Genomic DNA, 12,166 nt, shown 5'->3' with positions numbered 1-12,166 from the left:
GAATGCCGCCAGGGACGCTCCGCGTTCCGCTGACGACGCATGACCTGAGCAGTGCGCAACAGTGACGCAGAGCGTGGGAACCATCATCGATCACAACGCGGACAGGCACGCCTTACACAACCTTCAACCATGGCCAGCGAACCTGATAACTCTTCGCCTTCTGCTCAAACAAGTCAGGCCTGGGGTTTGCCGGATTGATACGCAACAAGCCCTGCTCTACATCCGCCAACCCGTAGGGGGCGTAGACCTCGCCGGTGACAGCGTCCAGACCAATACAAGTACCCGCCACCAGGTAGCGATCAATCCCGTCCCTGGCCGATTCAAGCCTGGGGTAAGTCCCGCCAAAGCGCTGACTGTACCAAAGGTGCACGCGTGCCTGGTTCTTGAACTCGACGTTGACCCCAAGATCCTGCAGGAGCCGTTGAGCCCGATGGATAACCTCGTTCTCGGCCTCCCAGGACAGGTCGGGGTCAAAGTAGAAAACGTCGTAATCCTTGATGCCCCAGCCAGGATCTCGTTGTGCCTTTTGATTCCATACCGCCTGGAACAGGCAACCTGCCGTGAGCATGCATTGATCAATGTCCAAGCGCTGGCAAGCGTGAGGTCAATTGCACGTTGATCGGGTTGGTCATTGCGATGCCAACCAGTTTTTCGGCCGTCAATGTCATGGTTCTTCCCTTGCAAACCGATTCAGTCCCGGCGCCCAAGTTACAACAAAACCATGACAAGCCCGCACTCAGGATTGCATCTCCGCCGCGAGCAGCTTCACCAACGCCGCGGCCGGCAGTTCCCGAGCCAATGGTGCCCCCTGCCCAGCCCATTGCACGGCGAAATCGCTATTGGCCCGGGCCGCTGCCGCGGCATTAAGCGCCTTGTTGGCGTCATAGGTGAGCGGGTAGTCCGGCATTTCGATGCCTGCCCCTTCGAGGCTGGTGAAGTTGCGATTGACCATGCCCCGGGCCGGGCGGCCGGAAATGACGCTGGTGACGTGCGTCTGATGCGCGCGCGGGCCTTTGAGCGCTTCGCGGTAGGCACCGTTCGCCGACGATTCCGGGCAGAGAATGAATGCCGTGCCTAACTGCGCGGCACTGGCGCCCAACCGCATGACCGCGTTAATGCCTGCGCCGTCCATGATGCCGCCCGCGGCAATCAATGGCAGACGACAGGCATCGACCAGTACACGCACCAAAGCGCAGGTGCCCATCTGCAAATCCTGCCGCGGATCGAAGACCCCGCGATGCCCACCCGCCTCGTAACCCTGTGCCACCAGGGCATGCACCCCCGCGTCCTGCGCCGCCAACGCTTCGGCAAGGCTGGTCACGGAACACAGCAGCAGAATGCCAGCGGCCTTGAGTGCATCGATGGCCGTTTGTGGCGGCAGGCCAAAATGGAAGCTGACCACCGCCGGTTTTTCTTCCAGCAGCATCTGCAGCATGTCGGCATCCTCGACGAACGAGGTGTAGATTTCCCGCAGCGACACCGGTGTCTCGGCGCCAAACTCGGCGAAAAACCCTGCCAGAAATTGCAACCACCTGGATTCCCGCAAGGTGTCCCGGACAGCCGGCTGGTGACAGAACACATTCACATTGAAGGGTTTGTCGGTATGCGCCGCCGTCTCGCGCAGCAGGGCCCGCGCCTGCTCGACGTTGCTCGCGCCAATGCCGATGGAACCCAGCCCGCCAGCATTGGACACCGCCGCCGCAAGACGGGGTGTGGAGACGCCCACCATCGGCGCCTGAATGATCGGCCATTGGATGTTCAATAGGGACAACAGTGGATTGGACATGGCAGCACCTGGGCCTGATGAATGAAAGTGAACGCTAGAGCTCTGCAGTCAGAAATTGCGCGCGGCCACGACCGAACGACCAGTCCGCGTCGGTGTTCTCCACCAGTGAAACGATCAGGTCGTCAGGCGACAGGCCGCACTCGGCGTGCAGCTGCTCGGCCAGCAAGCGGTAGAACGCGACTTTTTGCTGCTGGGGGCGCGGACGCGAAATCAGCGTCAGCAACACCACATTGTCCGATCGCGAGTAACCCAACCCCGTGTCGTGCAGTACCAACTCCCCCGGCTGGTGTTGCGTCACGCTCTGGTAGCGATCACTGGCGGGCACCTCGAACGCCTGGACCATGGCCTGATGCGCCACCTCCAGCAAAGTGCGCAGCTGTTCGTCGCTACGGCCTTGAATGATGTCGAACTTGAGCAATGGCATCGCGGTTTACCTTGGGCAAGAAAATGGGAGCAAGCCGCCGTTGAGAAAAGGCACAGCCGCCCCCTGGGACAATGGACAGCGTGCAAGCCCGCGCCTGCACACCCTCCAACCCGAAAGCGCGTGAAGGTCTACTTGGAGGTCGGCATGGCAAACTCGGCGCCCTTGGCAATGCTGTTCGGCCAGCGCTGCATGACCGATTTCTGTTTGGTGTAGAAACGCACGCCCTCTTCGCCATAGGCGTGCATGTCACCGAACAGCGAGCGCTTCCAGCCACCGAAGCCGTGCCACGCCATCGGCACCGGAATCGGCACGTTGATGCCGACCATGCCCACCTGGATGCGGGTCGCGAATTCACGGGCGATATGACCGTCGCGTGTGTAGCACGCGGTGCCGTTGCCGAATTCGTGGGCATTGACCAGATCGACCGCCTCGGCGAAATCCTTGACCCGCATGCACGCCAGCACCGGACCGAAGATTTCCTCCTGGTAGATCTTCATCGCGGGGGTGACATGGTCGAATATTGTGCCACCGAGCCAGAAGCCCCCAGCGCAATCGGCGCCGGCCTGCGAGCCATCGAAGTCACGGCCGTCGACCAGCATCTCGGCGCCTTCAGCGATGCCTTGCTCGATGTAGCCGGTGATGCGCTGGTGCGCCACGCGCGAAACGATTGGGCCCATTTCGGCGGCCAGGTTCATGCCCTCGAGGATCTTCAGCGTGCGGGTGCGTTCCACCAGTTTGGGGATGACCTTGTCGGCCACATCACCGACAAACACCGCCACCGAGATCGCCATGCAGCGCTCGCCGGCAGAACCGAAAGCCGCCCCGATCAGCGCATCGACCACCTGCTCGACGTCGGCATCAGGCATCACCACCATGTGGTTCTTCGCCCCGCCCAACGCCTGCACACGCTTGCCGTGGCGAGCACCGGTCTCGTAGATGTAGTTGGCGATTGGCGTGGAGCCGACAAAGCTCACGGCCTTGACTTCAGGGTGATCGAGCAGCGCATCCACCGCTTCCTTATCGCCCTGCACCACGTTGAACACACCGTCCGGCAACCCGGCTTCCTTGAACAACTCGGCGATCAGCAGCGAGGGCGAAGGATCGATCGGGCTCGGCTTGAGCACGAAGGTGTTGCCGCAGGCGATGGCCACCGGAAACATCCACATCGGCACCATCACCGGGAAGTTGAAGGGCGTGATACCGGCCACCACGCCCAGGGACTGGCGCAGGGTCCAGTTATCGATGTTGGTCGAGACTTGCTCGGTGTAGTCGCCCTTGAGCAATTGCGGGATGCCGCAAGCGAACTCGACAACCTCGATGCCGCGCGTCACTTCGCCCTGGGCATCGGTGAAGACCTTGCCATGTTCGGTGGTGATCATCCGGGCCAGGGTGTCGCGGTGCTCGTTGAGCAGCGCGAGGAACTTGAACAGAATGCGCGCGCGGCGCAGCGGCGGTGTCGCCGACCAGGCGGGAAAGGCGACGGCGGCCGACTGCACCGCGGCGTCGACGTCCGAGGCACTGGCCAGGGCCACCTTGCCGATCACCACACCAGTGGCGGGGTTGGTGACGTGCTGCGAGCGACTGGAAGTGCCGGGTGTCAGGCGACCGTGAATATAGTGTGCGATGTCTGCAGGCTGGGTACTCATGGCGGGTTGTCCCCTGGTGGTGGATAAGAGCCATCTCTTGTTGTTGTCAGGCCGGGGCGTTGAGCGCTCCCGACATGGCCAAGGTAGGCCCGCCGACAAATCATGTAAAATGATGATTAATGATCTTATGGATCATATTTTATGAAGCAGCCATTTCGCCCGCTCGCCCAGGCGGCGCTTCCAGTCCGCGGCCAGGCCGACGCTGTCCGCCAGCGCGAGCAAATCGTCGATCAGCGGCCGGTGCGCCAATTGCACCTGCCAGAACTGGTCGATGGAAAACCGTTCGTTATGCCGTTCCAGCAATTCAATGCGGTCCCCCGCTTGCAGCCAGCCCGGCTCGAGCACCCGGTAATACCAGCCGGTGATCCGCTCCCGGGCGACGAACATCGACATGTGCTCGGCATCAAAACGATGGTTGATTTTCCAGCAGGGACTGCGCGGCTGGGAGACCTGCAACAAGCTGCTGCCGATGCGCAATACATCGCCAATGTGCACGTTGAGCTCCGAAAGCCCGAATGCGCAAATGTTCTCCCCCAGGCTCCCCGCGACCAGCTGCCCGGCACTGGGCGCAAAGGCCTGCGCCAGACGCTGGTAGTTTTGCACCGCATACTGATGCACGGCTTTTTCCGGCCCGCCGTGCACCCGGGTGTCGCCGTGCTGGTCGCCGACGATCCCCTGTAACTCCACGCGCACCGGGCCTGCCTGGCGTTGCTTGAAGATGCCCGTGCGCTGCCCTTCAGGCTGCAATACCGCCAGGCCTCCAGCGAAGACATGGTCGATTGTCGAAATCAGTGTCATGGGCCGACCTTCACTCATCAGGGGGTTTTAGTCACTTTACTAATCACCAGAAATGGCCGTAAAGTGATCGTTAAGCATGTCTGCGATCACTTCTACTGATAGATGGTGACAACAAATGGAAATGCGCCAACTGAAGATTTTCTGCGCCGTGGCCGAACTGGGCAGCTTCACCGCCGCCGCGTTGCAGGTGAATACCGTGCAGTCCAACGTCACCATGCGCGTCAAGGAACTGGAAGCCGAACTCAATCGCGAACTGTTCATCCGCAAGAAATCAGGCGTGGTACTCACCTCGGCGGGCGAGACCTTTCTCGGTTATGCGCGGCGCATCCTGCAACTCACCGACGAGAGCCGCAGCGCCCTGATGGACACCGGCAGCCCGAGCGGCCTGCTCAGGCTCGGCTCGATGGAGACCACCGCTGCCATTCGCTTGCCGCAAGTGCTGACCCGCTACCGCGAGCAGTATCCCGACGTGCAGTTGTCGTTGCTCACCGGCACCACGGTCGAGTTGATCAAGGCCATTGAAGCCCATCGCCTCGACGGTGCCTTCGTCGGCGGCTTTCACCAGAACTCGGCGCTGGCCCAGGAAGAGGTGTTTTGCGAAGAGTTGGTGCTGGTCAGCAGCAGCCAGTTCGAAACGTTGCCGGCGTTGATCGAGAAAATGCCCCAGCAGACCGTGCTGGTGTTCCGCACCGGCTGCTTCTATCGCTCGACCCTGGAGAACTGGTTCTACCAGGTGGGTCTTGTGCCCAACCAGATCATGGAACTGGGCACGCTCGACGGCATCCTGTCGTGCGTGGCGGCGGGCATGGGCGTGACCCTGTTGCCCAAGGCCATCGCAGAAAACTGCAGCGTGCGCCATGCCATCCGCTGCCACACCCTGCCAGCGGAATTCGCCAATGTCTCCACGGTGTTCATCCGCCGCAACGACACGATGATCACCTCGGCGATGAGCGCGTTCATCGGCCTGGCGCAACGACAGATCGCCCGGCCGGCGGTGGCTTGAACTACATCGGCAACCACTGTGGGAGCGAGCCTGCTCGCGAAAGCGGTGGTTCAGTCGACATCCATTCTGGATGTGCTGTCGCCTTCGCGAGCAGGCTCGCTCCCACAGGGTTCACTGCCAGCCGAGTGTCCTTCTCTGCTCGTTCAGGAACCGTCCTGTCGCAGCGTAGTCCGTGACCTTTCTCTCGGTTACAGACAACTGATCCAGCCCGCACGCCAGCTCCGCCACCCGCTCGGCAGCCGGCACGACACTGTGGATCTTGCCCACCCCCTGCCCCGCATACAGCGACAGCTTCTGCGCCATCCGTGGCTTGTCAATCGCCCGGGCCCCGCCGCCGATAAAGCGCAGCAGATTCCACTTGTCCCGATTGGGAATCACCCGGTGCGGCGTGCCGTAGGTCCAACCGAACGAATAGCCGGTGCGGTACTCCGTGTCATCGGTAGTCGCCTCGACAATCTTCTTTTTGTACAGCGGATGGGCGTTGGACTCGTCGGTGGCAATGAACGCCGTGCCCACCACCACCCCTGACGCGCCGAGCGACATCAGTGCGCGCACATCATCGCCGTGGACGATACCGCCGGCCGCCAGCACCGGCTTGCCCTCGGCGACGGCCAGGATCGACGTCAACAACGGCATGATGCCGATCGTGCCGCGATTGAGGTGCCCACCACTTTCACTGCCCTGGGCAATGATGATGTCCGCGCCCTGGGCGATGGCGATGCGGGCCAGCTCCACCGACCCCGCTTGCACCATCACCAGCAGCCCGGCGTCTTTCGCCCGGGGAATCATGTCGGCGGCATATTTCTCGGCATAGAACAGCGACAGCAATCTGGGCTTTTGCTTGAGGATCACCCGGAACTGCGCTTCGAACACATCCGGCCCGCCGAACTGCGGCACCAGGTTCACCCCGAAGGGCTGGTCGGTCAGTGCCCGTGTTTCCTCGATCCAGCGACGCAAGGCCAAAGGTGGCAGGCGCAAGCCGCCGAGCACGCCCATGCCCCCGGCGTTGGCCACGGCCCCGACCAGTTGCGGGCCGGAAATGGCGGCCATGCCGCCGAGGAAGATCGGGTAGTTCACGCCGCAGAGCCGGGTGACGACATTACCCGAAAAAACGGTTTTGTCCTGTTTCATGACTCACAGCTCCACATGTTTGCCAAGCATCCGCTTGAGCGTGTTGTTCTTCAGGAGAAAGTGATTTTTCGCGGCACCGAAAACATGCAGCGCGAGCCCTGCGAGGAACGCGGAGGCGCCAATGGCGAACAGCACATCGACCACATGCTTCAAGGTGGGGTTAACCGGCAGGAGCGACGGAATCCATAATCCGCCGGGCAGTTGCAGCACCTCGCCGGCGGCGGCCCGCGAAGCCCAAACCGCGATCGGCAACAGCACCATCGCCAAGGCCAGCGACACCGCCACCGAACGGCTGATGATCACTTCGATCGGGTTCGGCGTGCCTACCGGCAGCGGATGATAGGAGGTGATCCGCGCCCAGAACCGGTAGGACGAGACGAGGAACAGAATCAGCCCCAGCAGGTTTTGTACCCGGCCAAGCGCCAGTTGCTGCGCCTCGCTGGAGGCGTGGCCGATCCACAGTTGCAGGCCGAAAATCGCCAGCAGCGAAATCGCCACGACCCAGTGCAGGGCAACGGTGATGGGTGAAAATCTCAGGCCATTGTCGCGTAGTTGCATGGCTGACTCCTTTTACAGAATGCGCAAATCAGGAAAGGATGGACCGCGAAGGTCTTAGTGGTTGACCGCCTGCGCGGCGCCGAGCCCGGTCTGGGCGCGGATCAACTGATCATCGAAACGCTCGCGCTCGAGCACCGCGCCACGGCTGCGGTCAGTCACCGAGCCCAGCCAGGTGAACAGGAATGCCACGTTCATCGAGATGATCGCCGGGTAGTCATAGGGGAAGATCGCCTCGGCATTGCCCAGCACCTTGACCCACACCGCCGGCGAAAGAATGACCAGCCCCACCGCACTCACCAGCCCGGCGACACCGCCGATCAGCGCGCCACGGGTGGTCAGCCCTTTCCAGTACATCGAGAGCACCAGGATCGGGAAGTTGACCGAGGCCGCCACGCCGAACGTCAGCGCGACCAGAAAGGCAATGTTCTGATCCTTGAACAGAATCCCCAGCACCACCGCGACGATGCCGATGCCCACCGAGGCAATGCGCGAAACGCGGCGTTCGTCCTTGGCTTCGGCCTTACCCTTCCTGACCACCATCACGTACAAGTCATGGGAGATCGCCGATGTGCCGGCCATGGTCAGCCCCGACACCACCGCCAGGATCGTCGCGAACGCCACGGCGGAAATGAAGCCCAGCAACAGGTCGCCACCCACGGCTTTGGCCAGGTGCATCACCGGCATGTTACTGCCGCCGATCAGCTTGCCCGCCAGATTGCCGGACTCGTAGAAGGCCGGGTCTTGCCCGACGATCACGATGGCCCCCAGGCCCAGCACGCCCACGATCAGGTAGAAAAAGCCGATGAAGCCCGTGGCGACGAACACCGATTTACGCGCCTGCCTGGCGTCCGGCACGGTGAAGAAGCGCATCAGGATATGCGGCAGCCCTGCGGTGCCAAATACCAGTCCCAGCGCCAATGAGATCAGCGACAGCGGGTCGGCCACCAGTTTGCTCGGCAGCAGGATCCGCTCGCCATCACGGTGCGCGGCCACGGCTTTTTCAAACAACAGGTCGAAGGAAAAGCCGAACTTGCTCAGCGCCAGGAATGCCAGCAGCGTCCCGCCCACCAGTAGCAAACCGGCCTTGATGATTTGCACCCAGGTGGTGGCGACCATGCCGCCGAAGGTGACGTAGACCGCCATCAACAGCCCCACGGCAACCACCGCATAGTTGTAGGGCAGACCGAACAGCAGTTGGATCAACTGCCCTGCTCCCACCATCTGGACCACCAGGTAAAAGCACACCACCGTCAACGAACCGAAGGCCGTCATCGTGCGGATGCGGTTTTGATCGAGGCGGAATGAAGCGATATCGGAGATGGTGATACGCCCCAGGTTGCGGATGCGCTCGGCGAACAGAAACAACAGCAAGGGCCAGGCAACAAAGAAGCTGATCGAGTACAGCACGCCATCGAAGCCGTTGAAGAAGATCATGCTGGTGACCCCCAGCAACGCCGCCGCCGACATGTAGTCACCGGCCAGTGCCAACCCGTTCTGGAAGCCGCTGATGCCACCGCCGGCGGTGTAGAAATCATCCATGGATCGGGTTTTTGAGGCGGCCCAGTACGTGATGCCGAGGGTTGTCACGACGAAGACCAGGAACATGCTGATGGCGGTGATGTTGATCGGCTGTTTCTCGACGCCCTGGATGACGTCACCGGCCATGGCGCGAGCCGCAAATACACAGAGCAGGACGGGAAGGATGAGGTTCATGAGGAGGCGCTTCATACGATGCCCCCCGCGCGGATTTCTGCGGTCAGGTCATCGAATTCACCATTGGCGCGATGGATGTACAGCCCGGTGAACAACCAGGCCCCGACGATGAACACGGCACCTAAAGGCCAACCGATACTGATGATGCTGGTCGCGGAAAGTTTCGTCGCCAGCAACTGGGGCGCGAAGGCGGCAACGAGGATGAACGTGAAGTACGGGACAAGGGTTGCCGCGGTCAGGCTGGCGACGAACGTTCGCTGCCGCGAGACCAGCTCCTTATACCGGGGATGGTTGCGGATTCTGGCTGATTCGGTTGCATGGTTCACGTTGACTCCGTGTAGCAGTGGTAGCGTTATTGTTGTTCCACAGCCTCAGATTCAGACTCGATCCGCCACTGGCTGCGGTATCTGTGCCCCTTAAACCTATGCCCGGCAGATGATCATGTAAAATGATCATTAATGATCCGACTGATCGCTTTTGGTGAATTTACTACTTTGGATTCCCGCTTCACTTCTCACCCAGCCATTGATTCCGGCGCACAACACCAGCAGCGCGGCAGTCACCAGGAACACGTGGTGCAACCCGAAATGGGCGCCGATCTGGCCACCGATCAGGGGCCCGATCACCTGCCTGGAGAACTGTGCCGATTGCAGATAGCCGAGGATTCTTCCGCTGTCGTGGTCCTCGACCGATTGCCGGATCAGCTTGGCAATCGCCGGCAGCAGCCCGGCTATGGTCATGCCCATCAGGGCGCGCAACACTGCCAGTTGCCACCACTGCGTAACGAATGCCTGGGGCACCATGACGATGGCCGTCAGCACCAGGCATCCGATGATCACATTCCAGCTGCCGACCCGATCGGCCAGTGCCCCCAGCCTGGCAGCGGTCAGGATGCTGCCCAGCGCTGAACAGGCCATTACCACGCCGGCAATCTGCGCCTGATCATCAAAGGCCACGCCCAGATGACCGATGTAGACAGTGATGATCGGCTCGATCGACATGTTGGCCAGCAGCACCATCATTGCCGTCATCAGCAGTGCGCCAATGATCGGCCATCGAGAACCGGCACCTTCGACCGGGATTTTTTTGGCGCGTCGGGCCCCGTCCGAACTACGATCGAACGACTCACGAATCAGCACGATGGTGGTGATCGCCGCCACGGCGATCATCGCGCCGCCAACAAAAAAAGTGCCACGGATACCTACCCACTGCGGGAGGAATCCACCTACCAGCGGCCCGATCAGGTTGCCGGACAACGCCCCCGTCGACAGCACGCCCAGTGCCCAACCGGCCTTTTCCCGTGGCACCTGGGAACCGATCATCACGATCGAAGCCGAGGCATAACCGCCGATGAGCCCGGCGATCAGGCGCAGCGCCACCAGATCGGTAACGTCCCGCGCCAGCCCGATCAGCGACATCACGATCGCCATGCCGATGGCCGCGCGGACCAGTATCGGTTTACGCCCAAAACGATCAGCCAAGCGGCCCCAGAGCGGTGCAGTGATCGCCGTGCCAAAGAATGTCGCGCCGAACGCTACCGCGGACCACTGCACCACATCGGCCTGCTCAGTGACGCCCAGTTGCTGCACGTAGAGCGGCAGGAACGGCAACAGCATGCTCAGGCTCACCAATGTGGTGAACGAGCCGAATACACAAACAGCCAGGTTGCGACGCCAATAGGCATGATTGCGCTCGGCATAATTCATGGGACCAGGTACTCCGCAGGCGAATGCGGCAGACCTTATCTCGCGTCAATATATCTCGTGAAACGATTTATCAAGATCGATGACATCTGTATTAGAGATGCACGCATTCATTACACGGTGTATCAACTGTAATTCCTTGCTGGCGGTATATCTTCGAACCAGGGCTTTTTACAGTGGCGGATGGCGTTCAAGCCCACCGAACTTCCTTCACTCCACGAGCGAACCTTCATGCCCCACGACTTGAATCATCTTGATGCCGCGCTGGCCGCCTACCCACGGGTCGCACTGCTCGAAGGCCCGACCCCGATACAGAAACTGTCCCGCTTGAGCGACTTGCCCGAACTCAATGGCTGTCAGCTCTACGTCAAGCGCGACGACCTGACCGGTCTTGGCGGCGGTGGCAACAAACTGCGCAAACTGGAGTTCCTGCTCGGCGAAGCCCTGGCCGAAGGCGCCGACACACTGGTGACCTGGGGCGGTTTGCAATCCAATCACGCACGACTGACCGCGGCCGTGGCGGCCCGTCATGGCCTCGCCTGCGAGCTGATCCTGACACCCTCGGCCGTGCGCACCGATGACGACTTTTGCCACAACGGCAATGTGCTGCTGGATGCCTTGTTTGGCGCGAAGGTCCATCGGCTGGCTCGGGGTGTCTTGCCCGATGCCTACGCGACGCAGTTGGTCGACACGCTCAAGGGCCAAGGCAAGAGGCCCTTCGTGATGCCCCTCGGCGGGTCCAGCCCTCGGGGCAGCCTGGGTTATGCCGCCTGCGCAGGCGAGATCCTGCGCCAGGCGGAGGCGCTGGATATGCATTTCGAGCAAATCATCGTGCCCAATGGCAGCGCTGGCACGCACTCAGGTTTATTGGCCGGCGTCACCCTGGCTGGTGCCTCGACGCAAATCCTCGGCTACTCGGTGCTGGCGACGGAGGAACAGGCCGCGACCACGACCCTGGAAAAAACCCGACAGGTCCTGCAGCTGCTTGACCGGTCCACGACGCTGGCCGACCACTCGATTCGCGTGGATGGCAGCCAACGCGGCGATGCCTATGGCGCGCCGACCGAAGCGATGCTCGAAGCGGTACGCCTGCTGGCGTCCCAGGAAGGCTTGCTCACCGATCCCGTCTACGGTGGCAAGGCTTTCGCCGGGATGCTCGCGGCTGTACGTCGGGGTGATTACCCGGCGGGCAGCAATCTGCTGTTTGTGATGACCGGCGGCATGCCTGGTCTGTTTGCCTACCGGCGCGCCTTCGAGTGAGGGTCGCGCTGCAGCTATAGGGTTTCGACATTCAAGTACAACCGTAAAAGTCAGGTCGGCTGTCAGGCCGCCTCGCTTTGCTGTTGATCGCAAGCGCCCCGTTAACCACGATGGCCGAAGCAGCATTGCGCAGTGGGGAAACCG

General features: G+C 61.5%; 11 protein-coding genes and 1 pseudogene. 2 read left to right on the top strand and 10 right to left on the bottom strand.

The window, feature by feature from the left end; genetic code table 11:
- Window positions 1–112 precede the first annotated feature (112 nt).
- The 5 genes and pseudogenes from PG5_RS29480 to PG5_RS29460 all read right to left on the bottom strand — a co-directional run bounded on the left by PG5_RS29480 (window position 113) and on the right by PG5_RS29460 (window position 4,654).
- Window positions 113–668: pseudogene (locus PG5_RS29480) on the bottom strand (nucleotidyltransferase family protein).
- A 68-nt stretch (window positions 669–736) separates the two neighbouring features.
- Window positions 737–1,786, bottom strand: coding sequence for a nitronate monooxygenase family protein (locus tag PG5_RS29475; RefSeq protein WP_020800736.1), 1,050 nt, complete (start codon window positions 1,784–1,786; stop codon window positions 737–739).
- 34 nt (window positions 1,787–1,820) lie between these two features.
- Entirely contained in the window at window positions 1,821–2,210 is a 390-nt protein-coding gene (locus PG5_RS29470; RefSeq protein WP_020800735.1) for a tautomerase family protein, read from the bottom strand.
- Window positions 2,211–2,338: 128 nt separating this feature from the next.
- Window positions 2,339–3,856, bottom strand: coding sequence for a CoA-acylating methylmalonate-semialdehyde dehydrogenase (locus PG5_RS29465; protein WP_020800734.1), 1,518 nt, complete (start codon window positions 3,854–3,856; stop codon window positions 2,339–2,341).
- 132 nt (window positions 3,857–3,988) lie between these two features.
- On the bottom strand, window positions 3,989–4,654 hold the full coding sequence (locus PG5_RS29460; protein WP_020800733.1) for an MOSC domain-containing protein: 666 nt from the start codon (window positions 4,652–4,654) through the stop codon (window positions 3,989–3,991).
- A 115-nt stretch (window positions 4,655–4,769) separates the two neighbouring features.
- On the opposite strand from PG5_RS29460, the gene PG5_RS29455 reads away from it, so the two are divergent.
- Window positions 4,770–5,657 (top strand): LysR family transcriptional regulator, encoded by an 888-nt coding sequence (locus tag PG5_RS29455; RefSeq protein WP_020800732.1) that lies wholly within the window; start codon window positions 4,770–4,772, stop codon window positions 5,655–5,657.
- Between the two features lie 111 nt (window positions 5,658–5,768).
- On the opposite strand, the gene PG5_RS29450 is transcribed toward PG5_RS29455, so the two are convergent.
- The 5 genes from PG5_RS29450 to PG5_RS29430 form a co-directional block, all read right to left on the bottom strand.
- Window positions 5,769–6,788, bottom strand: a complete 1,020-nt coding sequence (locus PG5_RS29450) for a nitronate monooxygenase family protein (RefSeq protein ID WP_020800731.1) — start codon at window positions 6,786–6,788, stop codon at window positions 5,769–5,771.
- 3 nt (window positions 6,789–6,791) lie between these two features.
- Entirely contained in the window at window positions 6,792–7,346 is a 555-nt protein-coding gene (locus tag PG5_RS29445) for a cytochrome b (protein WP_020800730.1), read from the bottom strand.
- A 54-nt stretch (window positions 7,347–7,400) separates the two neighbouring features.
- A complete protein-coding gene (locus tag PG5_RS29440; RefSeq protein WP_042955861.1) occupies window positions 7,401–9,074 on the bottom strand; it encodes a cation acetate symporter in 1,674 nt (557 codons plus the stop codon).
- Window positions 9,071–9,385 carry a DUF485 domain-containing protein gene (locus tag PG5_RS29435; protein ID WP_020800728.1) on the bottom strand — a complete coding sequence of 105 codons (315 nt, stop codon included), beginning with the start codon at window positions 9,383–9,385 and terminating at the stop codon, window positions 9,071–9,073. The genes PG5_RS29440 and PG5_RS29435 overlap by 4 nt, the downstream gene beginning before the upstream one ends.
- 129 nt (window positions 9,386–9,514) lie before the next feature.
- Window positions 9,515–10,765: an MFS transporter gene (locus tag PG5_RS29430; protein WP_020800727.1), complete on the bottom strand. Its 1,251-nt coding sequence runs from the start codon at window positions 10,763–10,765 to the stop codon at window positions 9,515–9,517.
- 228 nt (window positions 10,766–10,993) lie between these two features.
- Between PG5_RS29430 and PG5_RS29425 the strand changes: the two genes are divergently transcribed.
- Entirely contained in the window at window positions 10,994–12,022 is a 1,029-nt protein-coding gene (locus tag PG5_RS29425) for a D-cysteine desulfhydrase family protein (RefSeq protein ID WP_052024741.1), read from the top strand.
- Window positions 12,023–12,166: the final 144 nt, after the last annotated feature.

This window comes from Pseudomonas sp. G5(2012) (genome assembly GCF_000408945.1).
Lineage (GTDB): Bacteria > Pseudomonadota > Gammaproteobacteria > Pseudomonadales > Pseudomonadaceae > Aquipseudomonas > Aquipseudomonas umsongensis.
This window is presented reverse-complemented; position numbering and strand designations above follow the sequence as displayed.

Excerpts from the sequence above, each read along its gene's own strand:
- PG5_RS29450 (WP_020800731.1), bottom strand. The coding sequence starts at position 6,788 with ATGAAACAGGACAAAACCGTTTTTTCGGGTAATGTCGTCACCCGGCTC.
- PG5_RS29430 (WP_020800727.1), bottom strand. The coding sequence starts at position 10,765 with ATGAATTATGCCGAGCGCAATCATGCCTATTGGCGTCGCAACCTGGCT.
- PG5_RS29475 (WP_020800736.1), bottom strand. The coding sequence starts at position 1,786 with ATGTCCAATCCACTGTTGTCCCTATTGAACATCCAATGGCCGATCATT.
- PG5_RS29425 (WP_052024741.1), top strand. The coding sequence starts at position 10,994 with ATGCCCCACGACTTGAATCATCTTGATGCCGCGCTGGCCGCCTACCCA.
- PG5_RS29445 (WP_020800730.1), bottom strand. The coding sequence starts at position 7,346 with ATGCAACTACGCGACAATGGCCTGAGATTTTCACCCATCACCGTTGCC.
- PG5_RS29460 (WP_020800733.1), bottom strand. The coding sequence starts at position 4,654 with ATGACACTGATTTCGACAATCGACCATGTCTTCGCTGGAGGCCTGGCG.
- PG5_RS29465 (WP_020800734.1), bottom strand. The coding sequence starts at position 3,856 with ATGAGTACCCAGCCTGCAGACATCGCACACTATATTCACGGTCGCCTG.
- PG5_RS29470 (WP_020800735.1), bottom strand. The coding sequence starts at position 2,210 with ATGCCATTGCTCAAGTTCGACATCATTCAAGGCCGTAGCGACGAACAG.
- PG5_RS29440 (WP_042955861.1), bottom strand. The coding sequence starts at position 9,074 with ATGAAGCGCCTCCTCATGAACCTCATCCTTCCCGTCCTGCTCTGTGTA.
- PG5_RS29455 (WP_020800732.1), top strand. The coding sequence starts at position 4,770 with ATGGAAATGCGCCAACTGAAGATTTTCTGCGCCGTGGCCGAACTGGGC.